Here is a 24800-nt window from a genome sequence, read left to right as displayed (position 1 = left end):
GCTCGTGCGTAGTACCCGGCTCCCGGCAGACCCTACAGTGCCCGCCGGTTGAAGAGATCGAAGGATCACCTCAGCGGAGAATTACTTCTCCTCTGCGGCCTCGTCCTTCTCCTCAGCTGCCTCGGCAGCCTTCTCCTCGGCAGCCTTCTTGGATGCAGCGGCGCGGGTTGCACGCTCTGCCTCCTTGGAAGCCAGCTCCTCGGTCACCAGGGAGATCTGGGACATCGGAGCGTTGTCGCCCTTACGGTTCTCCAGCTTGATGATGCGGGTGTAACCGCCCTCACGGCCTTCGAACTTCGGGGCCAGCTCGGTGAACAGGTGGGACACGACGTCCTTGTTCGGGATGAGCTTCAGAACGTTGCGACGATCAGCCAGGGTGCCGTTCTTGGCCTTGGTGATGATCTTCTCAGCGTAGGGACGCAGGAGCTTCGCCTTGGCGTCCGTGGTCTTGATTGCGCCGTTCTCGAACAGCTGGGCTGCGAGATTGGACAGGATCTTCTTCTGGTGGGAAGCAGATCCGCCCAGACGGGCGCCCTTCTTAGGGGTTGGCATGTCTTCTCCTCGAGTGGGTTAAAAGCTTTGAGCGCTTAAGTGCGATTTACTCCGCGATGTCTTCGCCCTCGGTCTCGACCCACTCACCGGTCTCGGCGTCGTAGCCTTCGATGTCGGAGAGGTCGAAACCTTCTGGGGAGTCCTTGAGTGCCAGGCCCAAGCCAGCCAGCTTGACCTTGACCTCGTTGATGGACTTCTGGCCGAAGTTCCGGATGTCCAGCAGGTCGGACTCGGTGCGAGCAGCCAGCTCACCAACGGTGTGGATCTCTTCCCGCTTCAGGCAGTTGTAGCTGCGCACGGAGAAGTCCAGGTCCTCGATCGGCATGTTGTATGCGGCGATGTGCTCGGATTCCTGGGGGGACGGGCCGATTTCGATGCCCTCCGCCTCGATGTTGAGCTCCTGTGCCAGGCCAAAGAGCTCGACCAGGGTCTTGCCGGCGGACGCCATGGCGTCGCGCGCGGACATGGAGCTCTTGGTCTCCACGTCGAGGATCAGCTTGTCGAAGTCCGTGCGCTGCTCGACACGGGTTGCCTCGACCTTGTAGCTGACCTTCAGGACCGGGGAGTAGATCTGGTCGACAGGGATGCGACCGATCTCGTCGGTGGAGGTAGCAGCCGGGACGTAGCCACGGCCGCGCTCAACGACCAGCTCGATATCCAGCTTGCCCTGCTCGTTGAGGGTGGCGATGTGCAGGTCCTTGTTGTGGACCTCCACGCCAGCTGGGGTCTCGATGTCTGCGCCGGTGACCGCTCCTGCGCCTTCCTTGCGCAGGTACATGGTGACCGGCTCATCGAAGTCGCTCGACAGAACGAGGGACTTGATGTTCAGGATGATGTCGGAGACATCCTCCTTCACGCCCGGGACGGTGGTGAACTCGTGGAGCACACCATCGATCCGCAGGGAGGTCACGGCTGCACCTGGGATGGAGGACAGCAGGGTGCGGCGCAGGGAGTTGCCGAGGGTGTAGCCGAAGCCCGGCTCAAGCGGCTCGATGACGAACCGGGAGCGGGAGTCGTCGATGAACTCCTCGGACAGCTCTGGACGCTGGGAAATCAGCATGTGTTACTTCTCCTTGTCGGCGACCGCTATTTGACGCCGGTAGCAGGATTGCCGTGCACCGTGGTGGTAGACGGCGGGGAGTAAATGTCTGTTTTTCAGATCGTTGTCGTGGACTACTTGGAGTAGTACTCGACGATGAGCTGCTCCTGCAGCGGGATGTCGATCTGAGCGCGCTCGGGCAGCTGGTGCACGAGGATGCGCAGGGTGGACGGAACGACCTGCAGCCACGCCGGAACGTTGGCGTCGACCAGGTTGTCCTGTGCCTCGTCGAACCACAGCATGGAGCGGGAACGATCGCGGACATCGATGATGTCGTACTGGGAGACGCGGAAGGACGGAACGTTGATCTTCTTGCCGTTCACGGTGAAGTGACCGTGGGAGACCAGCTGACGTGCCTGGCGGCGGGTGCGTGCCAGACCAGCGCGGTAGATCACGTTGTCGAGGCGAGCCTCCAGCAGGATGACCAGGTTGTCACCGGTCTTGCCCGGCATTGCGTTGGCCTCTGCGTAGTAACGGCGGAACTGCTTCTCCATGACGCCGTAGGTGAAGCGAGCCTTCTGCTTCTCCTGCAGCTGGATCAGGTACTCCGACTCCTTGATGCGAGCGCGGCCAGCCTGACCCGGTGGGTACGGGCGGCGCTCGAAGGAACGGTCGCCACCGACGAGGTCGACGCGGAGGCGACGGGACTTACGGGTAACTGGGCCGGTATAACGAGCCATTGTTTATCCCTTAACCTTTCTTTTCTTAGACGCGACGACGCTTCGGTGGGCGGCAGCCGTTGTGCGGCTGTGGGGTGACGTCGGCGATGGTGCCGACCTCAAGCCCAGCGGTGGACAGGGAGCGGATTGCGGTCTCGCGACCAGAGCCCGGTCCCTTGACGAAAACGTCGACCTTCTTCATGCCGTGCTCCATTGCCTTGCGGGCAGCGGACTCGGCAGCCAGCTGTGCGGCGAAAGGCGTGGACTTGCGGGAACCCTTGAAGCCAACCTGGCCGGAGGATGCCCACGAGATGACGTGGCCCTTCGGGTCCGTGATGGACACGATGGTGTTGTTGAAGGTGGACTTGATGTATGCGTGACCCTGGGTCACGTTCTTCTTGACTACGCGACGGCCGCGGCGGGCGCGCGTAGCGGTGCTCTTCGGTGCAGCCATTACTTCTTCTTTCCTGCGATCGTCTTCTTCGGGCCCTTACGGGTACGAGCGTTGGTCTTGGTGCGCTGGCCACGGACTGGCAGGCCACGGCGGTGGCGCAGTCCCTGGTAGGAACCAATCTCGATCTTGCGACGGATGTCGGCCTGGATTTCGCGGCGGAGGTCACCCTCAACCTTCCAGTTGTTCTCGATCACGTCACGCAGAGCTGCGAGCTGCTCGTCGCTCAGGTCCTTGGAACGCAGGTCCGGGGAGATGCCGGTCTTTTCCAGCAGCTCCTTGGATCGGGCTGGGCCGATTCCGAAGATGTAGGTCAGTGCGACCTCCATGCGCTTTTCGCGTGGCAGGTCTACACCAGCAAGGCGTGCCATATGGCATTATCCTTCCGGTTTTACGGCGGTTTTCTCCGTACTCATCCCGGTGGTCTGCTTCCTTCTTTTGACGACGTCACCCGCTACGGGGCGGGTCGTTGTCAAGAGGTTCAGCAGCGGGCTCCGGCCGCCGCGGCCAGAGGTAGGCAACCTCACCCACATGGCCACGTGTGACGCGGCCATGCCGCATGTGACCATGGGCGGGTGAGATTTGGATGTACGAAGGCTGACAGAGTTATTACTTGTAGCGGTAAACGATACGACCGCGAGAGAGGTCGTATGGAGAAAGCTCGACTACAACGCGGTCCTCAGGAAGGATGCGGATGTAGTGCTGGCGCATCTTGCCAGAGATGTGTGCGAGCACCTTGTGCCCGTTATCCAGCTCGACTCGGAACATTGCATTCGGCAGGGGCTCGATAATGCGGCCCTCAACCTCAATGGCACCTTCTTTGGCCATATCCTCCACATTTCCCCGATGAACATGCTGGTCATCGGCTATTTGTGCGTGTATCGCTACGATGGTGCGGTCTAATTTGCTCCCCGTTTTTGGGGTGCGTCACCTGCACCATCGGTCTATGGTACACGTGACCTGGGGCTTTAACAACTGCAGGCCGGTGCGGGGACGAGCGGCGTGGAGCAAGGTTGCGAAGCGCCCCCGCGGGACCGGGCGAGGCCGCGAAGCTCCCCCGCCCCCAAAATGGGCCGAGGGTTTAGCGGCGCGGGGTGAGGATGCGCGGGCCGCCGGCGGTGGCGGCAACGGTGTGCTCCCAGTGGGAGGAGTAGCTGCCGTCAACGGTGACCACTCCCCAATCATCATCGAGGACGGCGGTGTCGATGGTGCCCAGCGAGAGCATCGGCTCGATCGCGAGCACGGAGCCCTCCTGGATCACCGGCCCGCGGCCCGGGCGACCTTCGTTCGCGAGGAACGGGTCCTCGTGCATGCTGCGGCCAATACCGTGCCCGCCGTAGCCGTCGATGATGTGCAGCGGTACACCGAACTTGTCCTCGGCCTTGCGGGTGGCGAGCTCGAGGGCGTGGGAAACATCGGTGAGGTGGTTACCCGGGCGCATTGCCTTAAGGCCCTCCATGAGGACCCATTCGGTGGCCTGGTTGAGCAGCTCATGTTCGCGGGCGAGCTCGCCGATACCGAAGGTCCAGGCGGAGTCCCCTACCCAGCCGTCGAGGATCGCACCGCAGTCGATGGAGACGAGGTCGCCTTCCTTCAGGACGACGTCCGCCGCCGGGATGCCGTGGACGACCATGTCGTTGACGGAGCTGCAGATGGAGCCCGGGAAGCCCTGGTAGCCGAGAAAGGCTGGGGTTGCGCCGGCCTCGCGGATGGTGGCCTCGGCGATCTCGTCGAGGTCGAGGGTGGTGACGCCGGGCTCCGCGGCGGCCTTCACGGCCTGCAGGGCGCGGCCCACGACCTCGCCTGCGGCCTGCATGGCGTCCAGTTCCGCGGGTGTCTTCGCGGCGATCTTCTTGCTCTTCTTTCGGAAAGCCACCGAAAGCCTCCTTGTTCTTGTGTTTTTCTTGTAGCCCAGTTTGGTGGGCCAAAAGTTAAACCCGCCCACCGGTGACGTCCGGAAAATGGGCGGGAAACTGGTGGGCCGTTGGGCCCTAGCGGGGACGCCGCTGCCGGTGCTGGCAGTGATGCGTCCCTGTGCTTACTTGTCCAGGGCGCAGAGGGTGGCCTCGGAGATATCCTCCACGGAGCCCTCGGCGTCAATGTTGAGGATGCGGCCCTGGTAGTAGTCGATCAGCGGTGCGGTCTCCTCGCGGTAGACCTGCAGGCGGGTGCGGATCGTGGATTCGTTGTCGTCGTTACGACCACGGGAGAGCATGCGCTCGACCACGACGTCCTCGGAGACCTGGTAGTTGATGACCGCGTCCAGCTTCAGGTCCTTTTCCTTGAGCATCTCCTCGAGCAGGTCGGCCTGCTCGATGGTGCGCGGGAATCCGTCCAGCAGGAAGCCATTGGCGGCGTCGGCCTCCTCGAGGCGGGCACGGACCATGTTCGCGGTGACCTCGGTCGGGACCAGCTTGCCGGCGTCCATGTACTCCTGAGCCTGCTTGCCAAGCTCGGTGCCCTGGGAAATGTTCGCGCGGAACAGGTCGCCCGTGGAGATGTGCGGGATGTTCAGCGCGTCGGAGAGCAGCTGGGCCTGGGTGCCCTTGCCGGCACCGGGAGGTCCGAGGAGAACTAGTCTCATTTGAGGAATCCTTCGTAGTTAGCTTGCATCATTTGCGATTCGATCTGCTTGACCGTGGTCAGGGCCACGGACACGAGAATCAGAACCGCGGTACCACCGAACGGCATGCCGCCGCCGGAGGCCTGGGACGTGTCCACTCCCAAGTTAATGAGGATATTGGGCAACACCGCAATGATACCCAAGTACAGGGAGCCCACGACCAGAAGGCGGTTCATGACGTAGCCGAGGTACTCGGCGGTCGGGCGACCCGGGCGGATACCCGGGATGAAGCCACCGTACTTCTTCATGTTGTCCGCCTGATCGTACGGGTCGTACTGGACGGAAACGTAGAAGAAGGAGAAGAAGATGATCAGCGCGAGGTAGACCAGGATGTACTGCCACGCCGCCGGGTTCTGCAGGACGGTCATGACGTTGCGGTTCCACCAGTTGTTGGCCACGTCCTCGCCGGCTGCAGCGCCGGACTGGATGATCTGGGTGATCAGGATAGGGACGGTCAGCAGGGAGGACGCGAAGATCACCGGGATCACGCCGGCCTGGTTGACCTTGAGCGGCAGGTAGGTGGAGGTCTCGCCGTACTGTCGGCGGCCGATCATGCGCTTGGCGTACTGCACCGGGATGCGGCGCTGGCCCTGCTCGACGAAGACCACGCCGACGATGAGCAGCAGCATGCCGAAGACCACCGCACCGAAGATGAAGCCACCGGAGTTGGAGAGGATGGACACACCCTCCCCCGGCAGGGTGGTTGCAATACCCGCCATGATGAGCAGGGACATGCCGTTGCCCACGCCGCGGTCGGTGATGAGCTCGCCGAGCCACATCACGAGAACAGCGCCGGAGGTCATGATGAGGACCATGACGATCAGGCCGAAGATGCCGACCTCGTCCTTGAGGACCGGGATGCCCTGGCCGAGCAGCTGCTCGCGGTCCGCCAGGGCGACGATGCCCGCGGACTGCAGCAGGGCCAGCGCGACGGTGAGATAACGGGTGTATTCCGTCATCTTCGCCTGGCCGGTCTGGCCCTCCTTCTTCAGCTGCTCGAACTTCGGGATCACCACGGTGAGCAGCTGCACGATGATCGACGCCGTAATGTACGGCATGATGCCGATCGCGAAGATCGACAGCTGCAGCAGCGCGCCGCCGGAGAAGAGGTTGATCAGCGAGTAGACCGCGGAGGATTCGGTGAGCTCCGAGATCTGCTTGGTGATGTTTGCGTAGTCGACGCCCGGCGTTGGGATCTGCGAGCCGATGCGGTACAGGATGATCATCGCAAGAGTGAAAAGGATCTTCTTGCGGAGATCAACGTTTTTGAACGCCCCGGTGATGGCGGACAAACTGGCCTCCTGTGTTGGTGGGCCCGCGCTGTGGTGGCCGCGCGAGTTATCGCAGGGCCGATGCCGCAGAGCGTGCGCCATGGAATTGAAGTCTCTAGTAGCAAAGTAGCAGCCGGTGCGGACACGGTTTTCTTTGCCACGCTGCCGGTTGCTTATTATGCCACCCCTAGGCGGCCACTGAGTGAGAGGCGCCTAGGCAGATAACCAAACCAGAGTAACAGTTTGGCTACTGGTTTAGAAAGTCTTCGGCCTGCTAAGGGAATGGTTCGCAGAAAGCACAAGACCCCGCCGGTGCGAGATGCACCGAGCGGGGTCTTGCTATATCGCTACCGGGCGAGGAAAGTCCCTCACCGGGCTGCGTTTTTCAGGCTTAAGCCTCCGTGACGGAGCCGCCTGCCTTCTCGATCTTCTCCTTAGCGGAGCCCGAGAACTTCTGTGCGGTGACGTTCAGCTTGACGCTGATCTCGCCGTTGCCCAGAACCTTGACCGGCTGCTTAGCGCGGACCAGGCCAGCTGCGACGAGGTCTGCAACTGCGACGTCGCCGCCGTTCGGGAAGGCCTTCTCGAGGTCGGAGACGTTCACGACCTGGAAGATGACCTTGTTGTTGTTCTTGAATCCCTTGAGCTTCGGCAGACGCATCTGCAGTGGCATCTGGCCACCCTCAAAGTATGCAGGAACCTTGTTGCGGGCCTTGGTGCCCTTCGTACCACGACCAGCGGTCTTACCCTTGGATGCTTCACCGCGACCGACGCGGGTCTTGGCCTTGTTTGCACCCTTGGCCGGACGGAGGTCGTGGAGCTTGATTGGATCGCTCATTTTTACTCCCCTGCCACTTCTTCGACCTCGACCAGGTGGCGAACGGTGTGGACCATGCCGCGGGTGACAGAGTTGTCCTCGCGGATGACCTCCTGACCGATGCGCTTCAGGCCGAGGGAACGCAGCGTGTCACGCTGGTTCTGCTTCCTACCAACAGTGCCCTTGATCTGACGGATCTTCAGTGCCATGGGTTATGCCCCCTGTCCTGCAGCACGGGCGCGCAGCATGGCTGCCGGAGCAACCTCTTCGAGGCTCTTGCCACGACGTGCGGCGACCTCTTCTGGGCGCACGAGCTCCTTCAGGCCGGCCACCGTTGCGTGAACAACGTTGATGGCGTTCGGCGAGCCGAGCGACTTGCAGAGAATGTCCTGGACGCCAGCGCACTCCAGCACCGGGCGGGCTGCGCCACCGGCGATAACACCGGTACCTGGAGCAGCCGGACGCAGCATGACGACGCCTGCAGCGGCCTCGCCCTGCACCGGGTGGGTGATGGTGCCGTTGATCATCGGGACGCGGAAGAAGTTCTTGCGAGCTTCCTCGGCACCCTTCTGGATAGCAGCCGGGACTTCCTTGGCCTTGCCGTAGCCGACACCGACCATGCCCTGGCCGTCACCCACGATCACCAGAGCGGTGAAGCTGAAGCGACGACCACCCTTGACGACCTTGGACACACGGTTGATGGTGACGACGCGCTCGATGTACTGGTTGCGCTCGTCCTGCTGGTTGTTGCGACGATCGTTACGGCCACCGCGGTCGTTGCGGCCGCCGCGCTCGTTGCGATCGTTGCGGTTGTTATCGGCGGAGCGTCCGCCGTTACGGTCACGTTCCGACATCACGCGTTCCTTCCGTTGGAGTTCATGGTGTTGGTGATCATTAGAACTTCAGACCACCTTCGCGGGCGGCGTCTGCCAGAGCGGCGACGCGGCCGTGGTACTGGTAGCCAGCGCGGTCGAAGACGACTGCCTCGATGCCAGCTTCCTTCGCACGCTGTGCGATCAGTTCGCCAACCTTGGCGCCACGTGCCTTCTTGTCGCCCTCGACTCCACGGACCTCTGCTTCGAGGGTGGACGCAGCGCACAGGGTGTGACCGACGGTGTCGTCGATGATCTGTGCGTGCATGTGGCGAGAAGAACGGTGCACGACGAGACGCGGGGTCTCTGGGGTGCCCTGGATGGTCTTGCGGATGCGGTTGTGACGGCGGGAGCGCGCAACGCGACGGCGAGTGGAGATGTCCTTGCCCAGCGGGAGGCGCTTGCCAGCCTTGTTGGAATCGTTGTTGCTCATTACTTACCCGTCTTTCCGACCTTGCGACGGACCTGCTCGCCCTCGTAGCGGATGCCCTTACCCTTGTATGGGTCATCCTTGCGCAGGCCACGAATGTTGGCGGCGATCTGTCCGACCTTCTGCTTGTCGATGCCAGAGATGGAGAACTTGGTGTTTCCGTCCACGGCGAAGGTGATACCTTCGTCAGCCTTGATCAGGATTGGGTGGGAGTAGCCCAGGGAGAACTCGAGGTCCTTGCCCTTGAGCTGCACACGGTAACCAACGCCGAAGATCTCCATCTTCGTGGTGTACCCCTCGGTCACGCCAACAACCATGTTGTTGACGAGGGAGCGGGAAAGGCCGTGCAGGGAGCGGTTCTTGCGGTGATCGTCCGGGCGGGAGACGACGATCTCGTCGCCTTCCTGTGCCACTGCGATCGGCGCTGGGATGTCAGTGTTGAGGGTGCCCTTTGGACCCTTGACCTCAACGTTCTGACCGTTGATGGTGACGGTGACGCCAGAAGGGACGGACACCGGAGCGAAGCCGATACGAGACATGCTTGGTTCCTCCTTCTATTACCAGACGTAGGCGAGCACTTCGCCGCCGACGCCCTTGTTCGAGGCCTCACGGTCAGTCAGCAGGCCGTGGGACGTGGAGATGATTGCCACGCCCAGGCCACCGAGAACCTTTGGCAGATTAGTGGACTTGGTGTACACACGCAGGCCTGGCTTGGAGACGCGGCGGACACCGGCGAGTGCGCGCTCGCGGGTCGGGCCGTACTTGAGGGTGATCTCAAGCTCCTTGCCTGCCTTGCCATCCTTGCGGTCGTTGACGGCAAAGTCTTCGATGTAGCCTTCCTGCTTCAGGATCTCAGCAATGTGAGCCTTGAGCTTGGAGGAAGGCATCGTGACGCTGTCGTGGAACGCGTTGGAAGCGTTCCGCACGCGGGACAACATGTCCGCGATCGGGTCAGTCATGGTCATGGTTTAGGTGACCTTTACCTTTCTCGTTGCGGTTCCCGTTCCCACCCTTTTCGCGTGCACCGCGACTCGCTGGCGACTAACGCACTTCCAAGCCCAATAGCTTGGGGCGCTCGCTACCAAGATGTGTCCGCGGCCGCTATGGGCAGGGGGCCTACAACAAAGTGGATGTTTTCTTACTAGCTCTTGTTGACTGTGTGAGCAGATCTGCGCACGTCAAGTGTGCTGTGGGCACACTTTTCCCGCAACAAGACTCAACAAGCTTAGCAACCTGCGTATTTATTGCCAAGCCGGCGTCTGTTGACCCCCCGCTAGCATCCACTCCGACCGTCGTGTTCCACGACTGGAGAACTGACGCCAAAGCCGCGGCGCCGATATAACGGTCGCCGCGGCCATCCCCCATAGGGCTTTCCGCTGGGCTCTTTCTGCTGAGCCTCTTTCGCCGGGCCTTTTCCGCTGGGCCCTTTCTGCTAGGCCTCGATGCCGATCTTCTTACCGTCACGGCGCCAGACCACAGCCACTGCCGGGCGCGGCACCGAGTTGCCGCCATCCGGCCAGTGGGAAGCGGGCTTTTCGAAGGTGGCGTCGTCGTCCTCGCCTGGGTGCTGGACGTTCACCATGACTCGCTCATCGGTGACAATCGGACCACAGGTCTCCGCAGCCACCGGAACGGTGAGGAAGCAGCGGGTCTCACCGCGGTTCTCGCCCTTCAGGCCGACCGCATAGAGGCCGTCGTTGCTGTCCAGGGCATTGCCGTCGGTGGAGATCCACAGGTTGCCGTGGGAATCGAAGGCCAGGTTATCCGGGCAGGAGATCGGGGAAACCTTGGACTTATCGAACCCGCCGAAGTAGGTCTCGGCCTCCTCCGGGTCACCACAGACCAGCAGCAGGTTCCAGGTGAACTTCTCCCCCGCGTGCTCGTCGTCGAGCTCCATGACCAGGCCGTTCTTGTTCTCCCGGATCGGGGCGTATTCCTTCGGGTCCTCCTGGTTCTTCTCGGCGTTCTCGCCGGTCGCACCGCGGTACTTGTTATTGGTCAGTGCAACGTAGACCAGGCCGGTGTGCGGGTTCGCCTCAAAGTCCTCCGGGCGGTCCATCTTGGTCGCACCGACCTTGTCCGCAGCCATGCGGGTGTAGACGGCGACCTCCTCTGGGGTGAAGCCCTCGACGTGGGACTTCGCGCCGTCCGCGGTGACGGTCAGCAGCTTCTTCCACTGGCCAGTGCCGTCGAACTTGCCGTCCTCTGGCAGCTCGCCGTCGCCGGTGATCTCCTTGTCTGGGGAGTTACCCTTCAGGGTGGCGACGTAGAGAGTGCCCTCGTCGAGGATGGTCATGTTGTGCTTCATGTCCCCCTCCTTGATCTTCTTGGAGGAGACGAACTTGTAGATGTACTCGAAGCGGGCGTCGTCGCCGGAGTAGCAGACGACGGTGCCATCATCGGTGACGTAGATGTTGCCGGCCTCGTGCTTGAAGCGGCCCATGGAGGTGTGCTTGACCGGGGTGGAGTACGGGTCGGTGGGGTCGACCTCCACCATCCAGCCGAAGCGGTGGAACTCGTTGGGTTCCTTGGAGAGGTCGAAGCGGTCGTGGAGGCGCTCCCACTTGCGCTCGGAAGCACCCTCCGGGGCGTCGAAGCGCTTGATGTCTTCCTTGGCCTTGCCCTCGACCTGCGCCTTATCGGCATTGGCCCAGTACTGCTCGAAGTTTTCCTCGCCGGAGAGGAAGGTGCCCCACGGGGTGATGCCGCCGGAACAGTTGTTCAGGGTGCCACGAACCTTCTTGCCGGTCGGGTCGGCCTTGGTCTTCACCAGCTCGTGGCCGGCGGCCACGCCGCGCATCTCGAAGATGGTTTCGCCGGTGATGCGGCGGTTCAGCGGACCGAATTCGCGCTTGAGCTCGCCGGTCTTGCCAACCTTGGAGACCTCGAGGATGGTGTGGCCGTGGTTGGCCAGGCCGATGTTGATCTGCTCATCGGTGGGGTTGTCCGCGTCGTAGCGCGGGAACATGTGTGGCTCGGTGGTGTACTCGTGGGAGCACACGTACAGCAGGCGGTTCGGGTCCTTCGGGTGCTCCAGCAGGCCCGCGAAGTCGTTGTTGAAGCCGAACTGGCGCTCCGCAGCCTTGGCAGTCTGCTTGTAGGGGTCGAACTTCGGGGCATCCGGGAAGATCGGGTCGCCCCAGGCGATCAGGACGCCGGAGGCGTAGCCCGCCGGGACCACGAGCTCGTCCTTCTCATTGGGCTCCACCGGCTCGAACTGCATGCCCTTCAGCGGCCCAGAGGCCTTGCCGCCCTCGGAGGAGCCGGAGGACTGGGTGGTGCTGCCGTCGGCGCAGGCCGCCAGTGCGCTGCCGCCGCCGATCGTCAGCGCTGCCAGGCCAGCACCGCGCAGCACGCTGCGGCGGGAAATGTCCCCGAAGTATGGGTTCGAGGAGGTGTTTCCGCACTCGCCGAAGCAGGCGTTGCCGCACTTGTAGGTACAGGTGCGGGACGAGCGACGAGATTGGAACAGCAGGTTCATGCCCTTGATTGCCACGTAATTGTCCTTCTACTTGTTGGTCTTGCGAGCAACAAGATAGGCAATGGAGGTGACCGTCAAGGGAGGCCAGGGTGAACCCGGCGTGAATTGTCTCCGCCTCCCCTACTGGCTTGACCCCCGGACTTACCCCGGAGTGCTCCACGCCGGAACCTGGTCGGCTTTAGTTTTCTTCCTTGAGTGCGCGCTTTGCTGCGCGCTTCTCGGCCTTCTTGATCTTGCGCTTCGTGGCGAACTTATTGGCGCCGTCGGCAGCGTCCATGGCGACGAGCCCGGCGCCGATGGCCACGAGGAAGACGTTCGGGGAGAGCTGCAGGCCCTCCTCGGTCGGGCGGATGCCGTCCTCCTGGGTCATGTTCGGGTTGCGGAAGTACATCGTGAGCAGTCCGGCGCCGAAGGTGGTCAGGGCAGCGCCCGCGAGCTTATTGGAGACGAAGGGAGCGAGCAGTGCACCGCCGACGGCGAGCTCTGCGCCGCCGAGGATATTGGCGAACTGATCGCTGGGCAGCTTCTTCAGAGCCGGGACGCCAGTGGCGGCGAACTGCTGGAGGCCAGCGGACTTGGCTGGCTCGGCACCGAACTTCTCGATGGCAGAGTTAACGATATAGGCGCCAGGGACGGAACGCAGGATAGCGCTAGGCAGGAAGGACATTTTTGCTCCTTTGCTTTTCTTCGCACCTCCGGCACGGAAACACCGGGATGCTGATAAATGCAGAATGATTCCCAGCCTAGCGACGAAACCCCACCCCTGTCGATGACATATCACCTTGTTCCGCGAATACCGCTCCCCCAGATAGCAACAGCGCCCCACCGGTTACGGTGGGGCGCTGCCAGAAAGCTACAGAAGACTAGAAACTAGTCAGCCTGCTGCATCTTGCCGTCCTTGTCCTTGAACGGGAAGCCGAGGCGGCGCAGCAGCGCGCGGCCCTCTTCGTCGTTCGTGGCAGTGGTGACGACGGTGATGTTCATACCGCGTGGACGGTCCATCTTGTCCACGTCGATCTCGTAGAACATGGTCTGCTCGGAGAGGCCGAAGGTGTAGTTGCCGTGGCCGTCGAACTGACGGTCGGAGAGGCCGCGGAAGTCACGAATACGCGGCAGGGCGATCGTGAGCAGGCGGTCCAGGAACTCCCACATGCGGTCGCCACGCAGGGTGACGCGGGCGCCGATCGGCATACCCTCACGCAGCTTGAAGTTAGCGATTGCCTTCTTCGCGGTGCGGACCTGCGGCTTCTGGCCGGTGATTGCGGTCAGGTCAGCGATTGCGCCGTTGATCATCTTGGAGTCACGTGCAGCGTCGCCGACGCCCATGTTGACGACAACCTTGGTCACGCCTGGGATCTGCATGACGTTGTCGAAGTTGAACTCAGCCTGCAGCTTTTCCCGGATTTCCTCACGGTACTGAGCCTTCAGACGAGGAGTGTAGTTGTCGCTCATCCTTAGATGTCCTTCCCGTTGCGCTTGGATACGCGGATCTTCTTGCCGTCTTCGAAGCGGTAACCAATGCGGGTCGGGTTGCCGTCGGAGTCGATGACCATCACGTTGGAGACGTGGATCGGCGCCTCCTGGGTCACGATGCCGCCGGACTCTGCGCCACGCTCAGGGGCGGAGTTGGCTACGTGCTTCTTGATGCGGTTGACGCCCTCGACAAGAACCTTGTCGCGCTTCGGGTAGGCCTCGATGACCTTGCCCTTAGCACCCTTGTCCGGGCCGGAGATAACAATGACGGTATCGCCCTTGCGGATCTTCATTTACAGCACCTCCGGAGCAAGAGAAACGATCTTCATGAACTTCTTCTCGCGAAGCTCACGAGCGACTGGGCCGAAGATACGGGTACCACGTGGGTCGTTATCGTTGGCCTTGATGATGACGGCTGCGTTCTCATCGAAAGCGATGTAGGAACCGTCTGGGCGGCGGGTTGGCTTCTTGGTGCGGACGATGACTGCACGCACGATTTCGTTTTCCTTGACGGTGCCGCCTGGGGCTGCTTCCTTGACGGTTGCAACCACGACATCGCCAATGCCAGCGCTGCGCTTGACGGAGCCGCCGAGCACGCGGATGACCAGGATTTCCCGGGCACCCGAGTTGTCAGCTACTCGCACGCGCGATTCTTGCTGAAGCACTTTAGAGTCTCCTAGAACCTAGTAGTTGGTGTGCGCGGGATTTCCGACCCTCACGCACGCGGTCCTTGCCTCGGTTGTGCGCGCACGACAAAGCGTGCCCGCGCGAGGCAACCTGCACATTATGGCACAGGCTGGCTGGCCTCCCAAATCTTGGGAGCCGAGATGCTATGGACCCGCCTGATTGCGGTGGCTACGAGCTGTGATTTACAGCACTTTAAGGTGCCATTTTCGGGGAGATTTTCAAGCGCATGCTGGAGCTTTACCGGCAAACTGCACGGAGCGCCGAAAAGTCCTAAAAATAGAGATGCTTTTTTATCATCTTTCGCTTATACTTTGCTGCGTACGCGCTGGACGTGGTCGGAAATTTTTCGCCCGGGTTCGTGACGGCACCGGGGAACCGGGAAAGCATGAGGATTCAGCGCCGGATCGCCCTCAAACTTCATTGACACAATCGGTCCTCAACATCAGGGGCCGGGAAGGATTCTTCGTGAAGAAGACCATCATCGCACTCGCAGCTGCTTCCTCCGTCGCTCTGTCCCACGGCGTCGCTGTCGCTGAGGAGCCAATCAAGGACGACAAGGTTACCGCCGCTGAGCAGAACACTAACGGCTCCTCCGAGCTGAAGGACAAGCTGGCTGGCTCCTCCGAGAAGGGCAAGGAAGAGGACAAGGGCCAGGAGACCGAGGGCGGGGACGTCACCGAGCCAGAGAACGAGGACGAGAAGGAACCTAAGGGCTCCTCCGCCCAGGATTTCTTCGGCTGGAAGGACGACGCCTCCGGCCTCGAGAAGCTGATCAAGATTGGCTCTGCTGTCGCCGCTGTCGTCGCTCTGCTGGGCTCCATCTCTGCTCTGATCGCGAACATCGAGAAGATCGTCAAGCAGTTCACTAAGGTCGGCAAGTAATACTGCCTCTCTGCCCGGCTAGCCAGCCGGCCTGAGCCCCAGCGGGGCCCGAGGATCACCCTCGGGCCCCGCTTTTTTCTTGCCTGCGTTTCAGCCATCCCGCATACCCCGCCCAGCTATCGCGGGGATCAGACCTGCCCGCCCCCCCTTTCCAGCGGAAGGGAGGTAAGGGTAAGCTAATCTCCATCATGAATACTGCTGCCGCATCGCTCACGAAGCTCACGTCCAGCTCCCGCCAGCAGGCCGCGTTCTCCGATCACAGCTTGCTCACCCCGCCGCAGGTCGGAGAGCATGGGCTTTTCCGCGCCACAGTCCGCCCAGTTTCTGCACCGTCGCCCCGGCTGCGTCGCATCACGCTACACTCTCCCGCCTTTGCGACGCACCAACTCTCCGGCCCGGATGAGTTCTTCGGGCTGCTCATGCCACAACCCGGCGCGCCACTACACCTCCCACAGCACCCGGGCAGCGAAAATCTGCGCGCCGCCGTCGCCGCGATGCCCGAACACATCCGGCCGAACCTGCGCTGGTACACCGTGCGCCGTTTCGACCCCCACGAAGGCGAGCTCACCTTCGACATCGTGACCCACGGCATCACTCAACAGAACCTCGACACCGATGAGCAAGTGGGCCCGGGCCTGCGATGGTGTCTCTCCGCCCAGGCGGGTTCGGAAGTGGGCATCTGGACCGCCCAGGGCCTATGGCACCGCGCTAGCTCGGCACAGACCCTCATCGCGGACCCCTCCGCGCTGCCGTCCCTGCGCGCGATCCTGGAGTACACAGCAGCCTTCGCACCACAACAGCTTCAGGAAATGCACGTGATTGCGGTCGCGGAAAACTCCGAGGATATTGAGCCGAAGTTACTCTCGGAATGGCAGGGCAGGCTCGGCAGCCTTGAGCTCCTATTTTCCCCCGCCACCGAATTCGCCACGCACACCGCGCGCCTACTCGAGCGCATAGATTACCTCGAGCACCCCGCCCGCCTCGCCCGCTACGTCTGGGTTGCCGGCGAGGGCAGTCTCTGCAAGCAGGTGCGCCGGCACTGCGTGAACACGTGGCAGCTCAGCCCCGCCGAGGTGCAGTGGTGCCCATATTGGTTCCTCGGCAAAGCCCGCCCTTAGGGGCCGCCGCTGCTCGGCGGCGACCGGAGCGCGCGACCGCCGCACACTTTGAGCCCCATGTCGCGGGCAGCGCGTTGCTAGATCCCCGACCGCGGCGCGGTGAGCGATACATCTTTCACGATGGCGGGCCGTCGCCGTAGCCCGCGCTGCACCCCGGGCTCCCATCCCCCGCACAGTGATCCTGAAGAGCAATCTGCCGGCCCCTAGAGCGCGGAGACCGAGCTCTGCTTGCGCAGTGTCTCCCTACCAAAGCACCAGGCCACCACCGCTATCCCCGCGACCACGCCGCAGGCCAGGAATCCCGCGCGGAAGCCGGCCTGTTGGATCAACAGCCCCACGATGATCGGCCCCAAGATCGCGCCGGTATCCTGCGCCATCTGGAAGTTCGCCAACACCCGGCCACCTGAACGTTCCGCCCCGATCACATCCGCGAGCACCGCCTGCTGCGCCGGGTTGAACAGCCCGGCACCGGCACCCGCCAGCACGCTGAGCAGCAGCAGGGACCAGACCCGGTCGGAGAACCCCAGCGCCGCGGTGAACGTACCATTGGCCAGCAGCCCCACCAAGATCAGCGGCTTGCGGCCAACCTGATCGGCCGCCCGCCCGCTGAACTGCTGCACCACCGCATTGCCCGCAGCAAAGGTGGCCATCGCCAGCCCGGCATAGGCGGCCCCGGATTCGAAGATCGCCGCCGCGAGCAGCGGCAGGGTCGCCACGCGCACGCCGAAGTTCAGCCAGCCATTGGCGAAGCCACCAACCAAGGCGCTGCGGTAGGCGGAGTCCGCGAAGGCCTCCCGGAAACGCATCGGGGTGGTCGGTCGCCCACCCTCGGTGGGCTGCAGCCCGACAGAGGCGGGCATGCGCCACCACACCACCACAGCCGCGATGAAGACCGCTGCGCCATAGATCGCGAAGGGCGCTCGCATGCCCAACACCGTCAGCATCGCGCCCAGCACCGGCCCCAGCACATTACCCAGCAGGAAGGCGGTGGCATACAGGCTGGAGCATCGCCCGCGGATCTCGGGTGGGGACAGGCGCACGATCAGCCCCATCGCGGAGACCGTGAACATCGTGGAACCAATACCCGCGATCAGGCGCAGCAGCAGGATGTGCCAGTACTCCCCCACGAAAGCCACCAGGCCGGTGGTTCCCGCCACAATCAGCAAACCCGATAGGTAAATCCGCCGCGAGCCCAGGCGGTCCACCAGCCGGCCAGAAACCGGAGCAAACGCTAGGCGGGAGAAGGCAAAGATACTAATGACCGCACCAGCGGCGGCCACGCCCACGTTGAAGGACTGCGCGAACTGCGGCAGGATCGGCGCAATCAGCCCATAGCCCAGCGCGATGATGAAGGCCGCAGCCACGAGTACCCAGATCGATTGCGGTACAGCTGGTTTCTCGGCTACCGCCGAGCCCGGCCTCTCGTCAGCTCCCGCATCGGGCTTCTGCCCAGCCACCGAGCTCGACTCCCCGCCAGCCGCCAGCGCTTGCGCGCCGCCGGCCTCCCCGCCGGACTCCCTTCGTGCTCCTGGCCCCCGCGTTAACTCTCCACCATCATGTGCCATATCAACTAACGCTAGCCCACCGCGTTGTGCAGCCAGGCGTCGGCTTAAGCCTCCGCGTACCCCTGCCTGGCCTGCGGCCGCCGCCCGTGGACGAAGAAGTAGAACACCCCAGCCACCGCGACCAGGCCCGCGAGCAGCAGGTACATCGCCGAATACCCCGTCGCGCTGATCAGGGAGCCCAGGAAGATCGGCCCCAGGGCCACGCCCACATCAACCAGCAGCATCAAGGTTGAGACGCCGGTGCCCAGCCGGGAGGCGTCCACCAACCGCACCGCGATAGCCTGCGAGGCGGGCATCAGCGTCCCATAACCCAGACCACTCAACACACCAGCAACGATGACCAGCGCGTCGTTACCCGCCAGCGCCAGCACCACCAGCGCCAGGATGAACATGGCCACGCCGAAGTACACCACGGCATTATCGCCCCGCTCATCCTGGATACGGCCCAGGAAGAAGCGGGAGATGAACATCGCGGCGGCATAAGCCAGGAAGAACACCGAGGCACCCGTCTGCGTGCCGCGCTGCTCCGAATAACTCATCAGGAAGGTGATGACGCCCGAGTAGCTCACACCCACAATCAGCATGAACACACCGATCGGCACCACCCGGCCGTCCGCGATATCGGAGGCGTGGAAGCTCGGACGTTCCCCACCGCGGGATTCTTCCGCCGCGGCGCGCTCCCCCGCCGTCATTCCCAGGAGGACGCCGAGAACCAGGCTGACCACCGCAACCGCGATCGTCGTCGTGAACAATGCGCGGTAGCTGAACTGGCCGACCAGGAACAGCCCGAAGGCCGGGCCCAGCGCCGTGGAGAGCGTATTACCCAGCGCGAAGAAGCCGGTGCCCTCCGCGCGGCGAGCCGGCGGGATAACCCGCTGGGCGGTGGTCATCACCGCCGTGGAGGCGATCGCGTAGCTCAGGCCGTGCAGCATGCGCACCAGGATCAGTACCCAGAAGGAGCCCTCCAGCAGGTAGCCGACGCTGCTGACCGCCACCACTGCCAGGGAGATCCACAGCACCCGCCGCCTGCCGAAGGCGTCCACGAGGTATCCGGAGAACAAGCGCGCCACCGTGGCACCGACCACGAAGGAGCTGGAGGCGAAACCAGCCGCCGCATCCGAGGCCGCGAACTGCTTCACCGCGTAGAGGGCCATCGTCGTGACCAGAATGTAGAAAGCCAGGTACTGCGTGAAGTTAATGACCCACGCGAGGGCGAAGGCGGGTGTGACCAGCTTGTCCTCTGCTGGAGGCTGGGGTGTGGCGGTGGTCTGCTCAGTCAATTCGGATAGGCCTCCTTCAAAGATTCTGGTGCTGTGACGCATCACTAAAAAAAGACGGTTGTCCACGCTACGGGGTTAAGTAAAGAAAAGTGTGTCCGCATGCCACCATAACGAGAGTGTCCGATTGTTTGTGTGCGGAGGCTTGGTTTACAAGTAGTCCGCGAATCGGTCGGGGTAAGCCACGGCTAGTTGGTTGATGGCTTGTTTCCACCCGGTGGCTTTCGCTCCTTCAATATAGCCATTGCATTCGATGTCGCGCTTCGCTTTTTTCGCTCGCTGGGCAGCGCGCTTGTCCTCGATGTTGCAGATCATCAACCACAGCGTTTTCAGCGCCGCGGTGTCGTTCGGGAATTGCCCGCGGTTACGGGTAGCTTTACGCAGTTCAGCGTTGAGCGATTCGATCGAATTCGTGGTGTAGAGCACCCGGCGGGCCGCTGGCGGGAACTGTAAAAACGGCACGAACCGGTCCCAGGCGTCGCGCCAGACTTTGACCGATTGCGGGTATTTACGGCCCAGTTCACTGGCTTCGAACGCGTCCAGGGCGTCGCGGGCGGTGTCCTCGTTGGCGGCCGTGTAGACCTCACGTAGCGCACGGGAGACAGATTTGCGGTCCTGATGCGACACCCACCGGTTCGAAGCCCGAATCAGGTGCACAATGCAGGTTTGCACCATGGAATTCGGCCAGGTTGCCTCGACAGCTTCCGGCAAGCCTTTCAGCCCGTCGCAGCACACGATGAACACGTCCTGGACGCCACGGTTGGCCAGATCCGCGCACACCGATGCCCAGAAGGCAGCGCCTTCATTATCGGCAATCCACAATCCCAGGATGTGCTTGATGCCGTCCATGTCGACACCAACCGCCATGTAGCAGGCCTTATTGACCACGCGGTGACCGTCACGGATTTTCACGCGTAGCGCGTCGAGGAAGATCACCGGGTAAAACTCGTCGAGCTGGCGGTTTTGCCAGATCATGACCTCGTCTAACACCGCATCGGTGATCGTGCTGATCGTATCCGGGCTCATATCCACCCCGAGCGTGGTCGCGAGGTGATGCTGAATATCGCGCACTGTCATCCCACCGGCGTATAGCGAGACGATCATGTCGTCGAGCTCTGTGAGCCGACGTGCGCCCTTGGGCACCATCTTCGGAGTAAACGTGCCGGCACGATCCCTGGGCACGGTCACTTCCACCGCGCCGTAGCCAGAATTGACGGTCTTGGTGTACGACCCGTTGCGGTGATTGCCGCCGTGCACGGGTTCAACCTGGGCTTTGGACTTGCGGTCGGAGTGGCTATAGCCCAAATGCGCATCCATCTCCGCCTGCAGACCAGCGTTGATTGATGCCTGCAGCAGGCCTTTGACCAGCTCGCTGGCATCATCAGCGGAGGTCGACAGCTCGCTGATCAGGCTAGCCAGCTCAGGATTTTCCATCAGCTTCTCGCTGATCTCGTTGACCCTCGCCGGGTCATGGCCTTTCTTCGGTGACACCGTAGTCATTATCGGTGACACTCCTTCTCGATCAGAGCCTCACACACAAACTTCCTGACACCCTCACCTACGGCAAGACCTGACTAGCCTAGCAACCAGCTAAAACATGTCCAAATCCCTGCTCAGAAGCATAGAGCTGAGGTGTAGGGTCGGCGCCATTCAGGGCCGACCGACCTCACTAGCCGCACCTGCTGGCTCACACACTCACCTGCACAGCTCCACAATCCCTCCTTGTAGTACTTTGATTAGGCTTACCTTGCTCATATAAGCTTGCTCCCGTTAAGATCATGTACTTTCACGCGTCAAGGAGGGATGCATGGCTATCTCTACCCCGCATGCGCAATCCCCTTCTCAATCACACCTGGGGTCTCGCGCGGACGCTACTGCGGACGCTTCTGCCAGCGCTCCATCAGGTAAAATCCCGCGTCGCCTCGTCGGCCTCGGCGTCCTTTTCCTCCTATTGCTCGCCAGCATCGTTGCCAGCATCGTGTTTGGATCACGGCAGATCCCTTTTGGAGAAGTGTCCGCCGTGTTCCGCGATCTCGGCACGGCGTTCGGCCACGCGGAGGGGCTGAATGTGGATCAGCGCGTGATCGTCGAGCTCCGCATTCCCCGCACCCTGTTGGGCCTAGTCGCCGGTGCTGCCCTTGGCGCCTCCGGTGCATTGATCCAAGGGCACACGCGCAACCCTCTCGCGGACACGGGCATTCTCGGCATCAACTACGGTGCGTCCCTGGCCGTGGTTGCCAGCTTCTCCTTGCTGGGGGTGACGTCCGTGTGGGCTACCAGCATGTGGGCGTTCGGTGGGGCCATCGCTGCTACTGCGTTGGTGTTTAGTTTGGCGTCCATAGGAGGAGGACAGGCCAATCCAATGACGCTGGTCCTCGGCGGCGCGGCTTTGTCCGCGGTCCTCAGCGCCATCATCAGCGGTTTTATCCTCACTGACGATGCCAATCTGGATCGCATGCGCTTCTGGACCGTCGGCTCCATCGCGGGCCGGGATCTCACCGTGTTCTACGGCGTGCTGCCGTTTATCCTGGTGGGCCTCCTGCTGGCGTTCATCACGGCACCGCAGCTAAACCTCCTGAATCTGGGCGATGACATCGCCTCCGGACTGGGCATCAACACCCAGCGCGCCCGCCTGATTGGCATGGCTCTGATCGCACTGCTGGCCGGTGCCGCGACAGCTGCCGCCGGCCCCATCACCTTCATCGGCCTGGTGGTCCCGCACCTCGTGCGCGCCATCACGGGCCCTGATTACCGCTGGATTCTCCCTTACTCTGCCCTGACGGGTGCGGTGATGATGCTGTTCGCAGACGTGGTGGGCCGTCTGATCGCTCGTCCGGGCGAGTTGCAAGTAGGCATCATCCTCGCGTTCGTGGGCGCGCCGTTCTTCATCGCCCTTATTTATCGACGCCGGGTGGTGGCCATTTAATGAGTTCCCTCCTTGCCCGCCCTACCTCTTCCACTATCCCTGGGCGCCCGCCATTCCGCGTGGGCTCATTTTCTGTGGTCTGGCGCCCTCGCGCGTTGACGGTGTCTCTATTGCTGCTCGTGGCGATCGTCTTGCTAGCGGCGGTCTCCATCGGCCTGGGTGACTATCCTGTGTCCCCGGCTCGTGTGCTGGAGGTGCTGTTCACCGGCCAGGGCACCCGCATTGAGCGTCTGGTGGTTTTGGATTGGCGCATGCCTCGTGCGCTGACGGCCATTCTGGTGGGCTGTGCGCTGGGATTATCCGGAGCCCTCACTCAGTCCGTGACTCGCAATGCGCTGGCCAGCCCGGATATCTTGGGCTTCACTACGGGCGCGTCCGCGGCCGCGGTCACCGTCATCACTCTGGGTGGTGGCGCTGGTGGTTTCCTCGGCTGGCTCAGCAGCATCGGCATTCCCTTGGCCGCGGTGCTTGGTGCGGCTGTCACCGCAACGGTGATGTGGGCTCTGGCGTGGAGGAGATCGACTGATTCCTTCCGGCTAGTGCTGTTCGGCATCATCATCTCTGCTCTGTTGACCTCGTATATCAACTTCCTGATGATCCGCACGGAGTTGCGCGATGCCGCGGCCGCGCAGTTCTGGCTGACTGGCTCCCTGAGCACTGCGGACTGGTCCAAGATGTGGCCCATCGCCATTGTTGTGTTGGTGTTTACACCGCTGCTGGCCTGGATTGGTCACCAACTTTTAGCCACCTTGCTGGGCTCGGATACTGCACGGGCTTTGGGACAAAACGTCCAGGGTGTGCAGGTGCTTCTGCTCGCCGCTGCCGTGGCTTTGGCAGCAGTGGCGGTCTCGGCCGCTGGCCCCATCGGGTTCGTCGCCTTCGTGGCCCCACAGGTGGCGCTGCGCTTGTGCAACTGCTCTGCACCACCGCTTCTGGCCTCTGCGCTGACCGGCGCTGCGCTACTCCTGCTGGCAGATATCAGCACCCAAACTCTTCTGCCCGTAGAGCTGCCGGTGGGCATTCTCACCTCGGCAATCGGCGGTGCGTTCCTTATTTATTTGCTGGTCCAACGGAATAGGTCAACCACGGCATGAGAAAAGATCCCACCCTGGAAGTTAGCAGTGCCGCGAACAAAGAAGGACACATGACTCAGAAGCACAGCATGAGCGCACGCGGCCTCGCCGTGGGCTACGGCGACCGGACGGTCATCGAAGGCTTGGACGTGGACTTTCCTCGCGGGCAGATCACCACAATCATCGGCCCCAATGGCTGCGGCAAATCCACGTTGTTGCGAGCCATGTCTCGTCTCCTTCCGGCGAATGAGGGCGAAGTGCTGTTAGACGGCGCCGATATCTCATCCATCAGGCGCAAGGACCTCGCACGGACCATCAGCGTGCTGCAACAAACCCCTACCGCCCCGGAGGGACTCAACGTGGCTGATCTCGTCTCGCGCGGTCGGCACCCACACCAATCGTGGATCCGTCAGTGGTCGTCCACGGACGAAGCCGAGGTGCACAAGGCGCTGGAAATGACTGGCTCGATGGGGCTGGCGGAGCGCACCCTGGATTCTCTGTCCGGAGGGCAGCGGCAGCGTGTGTGGATCTCCATGGTTCTTGCGCAGAACACGGACATCCTGTTCCTGGACGAGCCCACCACCTACCTGGATCTGGCCACGTCGGTAGAGATTTTGGAGCTGGTGCAGCGTCTACGCCGAGAGCTGGATCGGACTGTGGTGATGGTGCTGCACGATCTCAACTTGGCTGTACGCTACAGCGATAATCTCGTGGTGATGAAGGATGGACAGGTCCTCGCCACCGGGCGTCCCAGCGAGGTCATTACCCCAGAGCTACTGCTCGAGGCGTTTGCCCTCAACGCGCTAGTCATCGAGGATCCTGTCACCGGCGGTCCGCTGATCGTCCCCAAGTGACGATCAGGGCTTAGTCCTCCATCAGCTCCTGGGCGGGAGTCTTCTTGGACTTCCGCCAGTTGATCATCGCGGAAATCACCACCGGAGTCACAGACACCAGCACGATGACGATGGCGATCATGTCGATGCGATCCGCAATGCCCGGGATATCCCCCAGCAGCACGCCAATGCCGACCATGCTGACAATCCACAGCACTGCACCCGTGACGTTCCATCCCACGAACTTCTTGTACGGCATCTCCGCGGTACCAGCGGCCACGGGAATGTAGGTACGCACGATCGGGATGAAGCGCCCCAGTACCAGAGCCAACGGCCCGTACTTCAGGAAGAAAGCCTCGGCTTGTTCGAGGTGCTCGGTTATGAGGATCTTGGCGTCGGGCTTAAACAACTTGCGGCCAAAGCGGTGGCCGAGCCAGAAACCTACCTGGTCGCCCAAGAACGCCGCGACGATGGCCACGCCCACCAGAATCGGAACGTTCAAGCCCAGCTGATCGCGCAAGATTGCCGCGGTGACCAGCATGGAATCGCCGGGGAGGAACGGGAAGAGCACGCCGGATTCAATAAAGATAATCAGCGCAATGCCGCCGAGCGCCCAGCCGCCAAAGTTCTGGAGCAGGGTGGTGGCGTCCATGAGGTCGCTTAAGTGCACAGGGAATCCCTTGTAGAAAACAACTGGTCTATTCTTACCGC

General features: G+C 62.3%; 29 protein-coding genes. 5 read left to right on the top strand and 24 right to left on the bottom strand.

Annotated features, from left to right (window positions below; genetic code table 11):
* Window positions 1–81 precede the first annotated feature (81 nt).
* From rplQ to rplN, 20 genes are all read right to left on the bottom strand, one after another.
* Window positions 82–552, bottom strand: a complete 471-nt coding sequence (gene rplQ, locus CU_RS01825) for a 50S ribosomal protein L17 (protein WP_012359615.1) — start codon at window positions 550–552, stop codon at window positions 82–84.
* A 46-nt stretch (window positions 553–598) separates the two neighbouring features.
* The gene (locus CU_RS01820) at window positions 599–1612 is read right to left on the bottom strand and encodes a DNA-directed RNA polymerase subunit alpha (RefSeq protein WP_012359614.1); all 1014 of its coding nucleotides are present in this window, start codon (window positions 1610–1612) and stop codon (window positions 599–601) included.
* A 113-nt stretch (window positions 1613–1725) separates the two neighbouring features.
* Window positions 1726–2331, bottom strand: coding sequence for a 30S ribosomal protein S4 (gene rpsD / locus CU_RS01815; protein ID WP_012359613.1), 606 nt, complete (start codon window positions 2329–2331; stop codon window positions 1726–1728).
* Between the two features lie 25 nt (window positions 2332–2356).
* Window positions 2357–2764 (bottom strand): 30S ribosomal protein S11, encoded by a 408-nt coding sequence (gene rpsK, locus CU_RS01810; RefSeq protein ID WP_012359612.1) that lies wholly within the window; start codon window positions 2762–2764, stop codon window positions 2357–2359.
* Window positions 2764–3132: a 30S ribosomal protein S13 gene (gene rpsM, locus CU_RS01805; RefSeq protein WP_012359611.1), complete on the bottom strand. Its 369-nt coding sequence runs from the start codon at window positions 3130–3132 to the stop codon at window positions 2764–2766. Before rpsM ends, rpsK begins: the two co-directional genes overlap by 1 nt.
* Before the next feature lie 238 nt (window positions 3133–3370).
* Window positions 3371–3589 carry a translation initiation factor IF-1 gene (infA, locus tag CU_RS01800; protein WP_012359610.1) on the bottom strand — a complete coding sequence of 73 codons (219 nt, stop codon included), beginning with the start codon at window positions 3587–3589 and terminating at the stop codon, window positions 3371–3373.
* A gap of 253 nt (window positions 3590–3842) precedes the next feature.
* Window positions 3843–4637 (bottom strand): type I methionyl aminopeptidase, encoded by a 795-nt coding sequence (gene map, locus CU_RS01795; protein ID WP_012359609.1) that lies wholly within the window; start codon window positions 4635–4637, stop codon window positions 3843–3845.
* A 162-nt stretch (window positions 4638–4799) separates the two neighbouring features.
* Window positions 4800–5345, bottom strand: a complete 546-nt coding sequence (locus CU_RS01790) for an adenylate kinase (RefSeq protein ID WP_012359608.1) — start codon at window positions 5343–5345, stop codon at window positions 4800–4802.
* Entirely contained in the window at window positions 5342–6676 is a 1335-nt protein-coding gene (gene secY / locus CU_RS01785; RefSeq protein ID WP_041628454.1) for a preprotein translocase subunit SecY, read from the bottom strand. The genes CU_RS01790 and secY overlap by 4 nt, the downstream gene beginning before the upstream one ends.
* A 370-nt stretch (window positions 6677–7046) precedes the next feature.
* Window positions 7047–7493, bottom strand: a complete 447-nt coding sequence (rplO, locus tag CU_RS01780; RefSeq protein ID WP_012359606.1) for a 50S ribosomal protein L15 — start codon at window positions 7491–7493, stop codon at window positions 7047–7049.
* 2 nt (window positions 7494–7495) lie between these two features.
* Entirely contained in the window at window positions 7496–7681 is a 186-nt protein-coding gene (gene rpmD / locus CU_RS01775) for a 50S ribosomal protein L30 (RefSeq protein ID WP_012359605.1), read from the bottom strand.
* Between the two features lie 3 nt (window positions 7682–7684).
* Entirely contained in the window at window positions 7685–8326 is a 642-nt protein-coding gene (gene rpsE / locus CU_RS01770; RefSeq protein WP_012359604.1) for a 30S ribosomal protein S5, read from the bottom strand.
* A 40-nt stretch (window positions 8327–8366) separates the two neighbouring features.
* Entirely contained in the window at window positions 8367–8777 is a 411-nt protein-coding gene (rplR, locus tag CU_RS01765; RefSeq protein WP_012359603.1) for a 50S ribosomal protein L18, read from the bottom strand.
* On the bottom strand, window positions 8777–9313 hold the full coding sequence (rplF, locus tag CU_RS01760; RefSeq protein WP_012359602.1) for a 50S ribosomal protein L6: 537 nt from the start codon (window positions 9311–9313) through the stop codon (window positions 8777–8779). The genes rplR and rplF overlap by 1 nt, the downstream gene beginning before the upstream one ends.
* An 18-nt stretch (window positions 9314–9331) precedes the next feature.
* Window positions 9332–9739, bottom strand: coding sequence for a 30S ribosomal protein S8 (gene rpsH / locus CU_RS01755; RefSeq protein ID WP_012359601.1), 408 nt, complete (start codon window positions 9737–9739; stop codon window positions 9332–9334).
* 467 nt (window positions 9740–10206) lie between these two features.
* Window positions 10207–12270: a PhoX family protein gene (locus tag CU_RS01750; protein WP_012359600.1), complete on the bottom strand. Its 2064-nt coding sequence runs from the start codon at window positions 12268–12270 to the stop codon at window positions 10207–10209.
* Between the two features lie 163 nt (window positions 12271–12433).
* Window positions 12434–12922 carry a hypothetical protein gene (locus CU_RS01745; protein WP_012359599.1) on the bottom strand — a complete coding sequence of 163 codons (489 nt, stop codon included), beginning with the start codon at window positions 12920–12922 and terminating at the stop codon, window positions 12434–12436.
* A 203-nt stretch (window positions 12923–13125) separates the two neighbouring features.
* Window positions 13126–13707, bottom strand: a complete 582-nt coding sequence (rplE, locus tag CU_RS01740) for a 50S ribosomal protein L5 (protein WP_012359598.1) — start codon at window positions 13705–13707, stop codon at window positions 13126–13128.
* Window positions 13708–13709: 2 nt separating this feature from the next.
* Window positions 13710–14021, bottom strand: a complete 312-nt coding sequence (gene rplX / locus CU_RS01735; protein WP_012359597.1) for a 50S ribosomal protein L24 — start codon at window positions 14019–14021, stop codon at window positions 13710–13712.
* Window positions 14022–14393, bottom strand: coding sequence for a 50S ribosomal protein L14 (rplN, locus tag CU_RS01730; protein WP_012359596.1), 372 nt, complete (start codon window positions 14391–14393; stop codon window positions 14022–14024). It abuts the gene before it with no gap.
* 487 nt (window positions 14394–14880) lie between these two features.
* Between rplN and CU_RS01725 the strand changes: the two genes are divergently transcribed.
* On the top strand, window positions 14881–15297 hold the full coding sequence (locus tag CU_RS01725) for a hypothetical protein (RefSeq protein ID WP_041628453.1): 417 nt from the start codon (window positions 14881–14883) through the stop codon (window positions 15295–15297).
* A gap of 188 nt (window positions 15298–15485) precedes the next feature.
* Window positions 15486–16415 carry a siderophore-interacting protein gene (locus CU_RS01720; RefSeq protein ID WP_012359594.1) on the top strand — a complete coding sequence of 310 codons (930 nt, stop codon included), beginning with the start codon at window positions 15486–15488 and terminating at the stop codon, window positions 16413–16415.
* 203 nt (window positions 16416–16618) lie between these two features.
* On the opposite strand, the gene CU_RS01715 is transcribed toward CU_RS01720, so the two are convergent.
* From CU_RS01715 to CU_RS01705, 3 genes are all read right to left on the bottom strand, one after another.
* Window positions 16619–17872: an MFS transporter gene (locus CU_RS01715; RefSeq protein WP_012359593.1), complete on the bottom strand. Its 1254-nt coding sequence runs from the start codon at window positions 17870–17872 to the stop codon at window positions 16619–16621.
* 152 nt (window positions 17873–18024) lie between these two features.
* The gene (locus CU_RS01710) at window positions 18025–19260 is read right to left on the bottom strand and encodes an MFS transporter (protein ID WP_041628452.1); all 1236 of its coding nucleotides are present in this window, start codon (window positions 19258–19260) and stop codon (window positions 18025–18027) included.
* 147 nt (window positions 19261–19407) lie between these two features.
* Complete coding sequence (locus CU_RS01705; protein WP_012359591.1) at window positions 19408–20757, bottom strand: IS256 family transposase; 1350 nt, start codon at window positions 20755–20757, stop codon at window positions 19408–19410.
* Window positions 20758–21064: 307 nt separating this feature from the next.
* Here CU_RS01705 and CU_RS01700 point away from each other — a divergent pair, with 307 nt between their 5' ends.
* The 3 genes from CU_RS01700 to CU_RS01690 are packed head-to-tail and all read left to right on the top strand — an operon-like array spanning window position 21065 to window position 24110.
* A complete protein-coding gene (locus CU_RS01700) occupies window positions 21065–22183 on the top strand; it encodes a FecCD family ABC transporter permease (protein WP_005325331.1) in 1119 nt (372 codons plus the stop codon).
* Window positions 22183–23277 carry a FecCD family ABC transporter permease gene (locus CU_RS01695; protein WP_005325330.1) on the top strand — a complete coding sequence of 365 codons (1095 nt, stop codon included), beginning with the start codon at window positions 22183–22185 and terminating at the stop codon, window positions 23275–23277. Before CU_RS01700 ends, CU_RS01695 begins: the two co-directional genes overlap by 1 nt.
* A gap of 50 nt (window positions 23278–23327) precedes the next feature.
* Window positions 23328–24110 (top strand): ABC transporter ATP-binding protein, encoded by a 783-nt coding sequence (locus tag CU_RS01690; RefSeq protein WP_231837716.1) that lies wholly within the window; start codon window positions 23328–23330, stop codon window positions 24108–24110.
* 10 nt (window positions 24111–24120) lie between these two features.
* Here the strand turns inward: CU_RS01690 and CU_RS01685 are convergent, their stop codons facing one another.
* Window positions 24121–24759: a DedA family protein gene (locus CU_RS01685; protein WP_005325329.1), complete on the bottom strand. Its 639-nt coding sequence runs from the start codon at window positions 24757–24759 to the stop codon at window positions 24121–24123.
* Window positions 24760–24800 lie beyond the last annotated feature (41 nt).

It is taken from the genome of Corynebacterium urealyticum DSM 7109 (genome assembly GCF_000069945.1).
Classification (GTDB): Bacteria; Actinomycetota; Actinomycetes; order Mycobacteriales; family Mycobacteriaceae; genus Corynebacterium; species Corynebacterium urealyticum.
Note: the sequence above shows the minus strand (reverse complement) of the source record. Positions and strands in the feature narration are given on the sequence as shown.

What these genes read in the sequence shown, in the direction of transcription:
- CU_RS01790 (WP_012359608.1), bottom strand. Translation starts at nt 5,345, where the DNA reads ATGAGACTAGTTCTCCTCGGACCTCCCGGTGCCGGCAAGGGCACCCAG.
- rplE (WP_012359598.1), bottom strand. Translation starts at nt 13,707, where the DNA reads ATGAGCGACAACTACACTCCTCGTCTGAAGGCTCAGTACCGTGAGGAA.
- rplR (WP_012359603.1), bottom strand. Translation starts at nt 8,777, where the DNA reads ATGAGCAACAACGATTCCAACAAGGCTGGCAAGCGCCTCCCGCTGGGC.
- rpsM (WP_012359611.1), bottom strand. Translation starts at nt 3,132, where the DNA reads ATGGCACGCCTTGCTGGTGTAGACCTGCCACGCGAAAAGCGCATGGAG.
- rpsD (WP_012359613.1), bottom strand. Translation starts at nt 2,331, where the DNA reads ATGGCTCGTTATACCGGCCCAGTTACCCGTAAGTCCCGTCGCCTCCGC.
- rplX (WP_012359597.1), bottom strand. Translation starts at nt 14,021, where the DNA reads ATGAAGATCCGCAAGGGCGATACCGTCATTGTTATCTCCGGCCCGGAC.
- CU_RS01720 (WP_012359594.1), top strand. Translation starts at nt 15,486, where the DNA reads ATGAATACTGCTGCCGCATCGCTCACGAAGCTCACGTCCAGCTCCCGC.
- CU_RS01690 (WP_231837716.1), top strand. Translation starts at nt 23,328, where the DNA reads ATGACTCAGAAGCACAGCATGAGCGCACGCGGCCTCGCCGTGGGCTAC.
- infA (WP_012359610.1), bottom strand. Translation starts at nt 3,589, where the DNA reads ATGGCCAAAGAAGGTGCCATTGAGGTTGAGGGCCGCATTATCGAGCCC.
- rpsH (WP_012359601.1), bottom strand. Translation starts at nt 9,739, where the DNA reads ATGACCATGACTGACCCGATCGCGGACATGTTGTCCCGCGTGCGGAAC.
- rpmD (WP_012359605.1), bottom strand. Translation starts at nt 7,681, where the DNA reads ATGGCACTGAAGATCCGTCAGATCAAGGGCACTGTTGGTAGGAAGCAG.
- rplF (WP_012359602.1), bottom strand. Translation starts at nt 9,313, where the DNA reads ATGTCTCGTATCGGCTTCGCTCCGGTGTCCGTCCCTTCTGGCGTCACC.
- rplO (WP_012359606.1), bottom strand. Translation starts at nt 7,493, where the DNA reads ATGAGCGATCCAATCAAGCTCCACGACCTCCGTCCGGCCAAGGGTGCA.
- rplQ (WP_012359615.1), bottom strand. Translation starts at nt 552, where the DNA reads ATGCCAACCCCTAAGAAGGGCGCCCGTCTGGGCGGATCTGCTTCCCAC.
- CU_RS01820 (WP_012359614.1), bottom strand. Translation starts at nt 1,612, where the DNA reads ATGCTGATTTCCCAGCGTCCAGAGCTGTCCGAGGAGTTCATCGACGAC.
- rpsK (WP_012359612.1), bottom strand. Translation starts at nt 2,764, where the DNA reads ATGGCTGCACCGAAGAGCACCGCTACGCGCGCCCGCCGCGGCCGTCGC.
- CU_RS01695 (WP_005325330.1), top strand. Translation starts at nt 22,183, where the DNA reads ATGAGTTCCCTCCTTGCCCGCCCTACCTCTTCCACTATCCCTGGGCGC.
- CU_RS01700 (WP_005325331.1), top strand. Translation starts at nt 21,065, where the DNA reads ATGGCTATCTCTACCCCGCATGCGCAATCCCCTTCTCAATCACACCTG.
- rpsE (WP_012359604.1), bottom strand. Translation starts at nt 8,326, where the DNA reads ATGTCGGAACGTGACCGTAACGGCGGACGCTCCGCCGATAACAACCGC.
- CU_RS01705 (WP_012359591.1), bottom strand. Translation starts at nt 20,757, where the DNA reads ATGACTACGGTGTCACCGAAGAAAGGCCATGACCCGGCGAGGGTCAAC.
- CU_RS01745 (WP_012359599.1), bottom strand. Translation starts at nt 12,922, where the DNA reads ATGTCCTTCCTGCCTAGCGCTATCCTGCGTTCCGTCCCTGGCGCCTAT.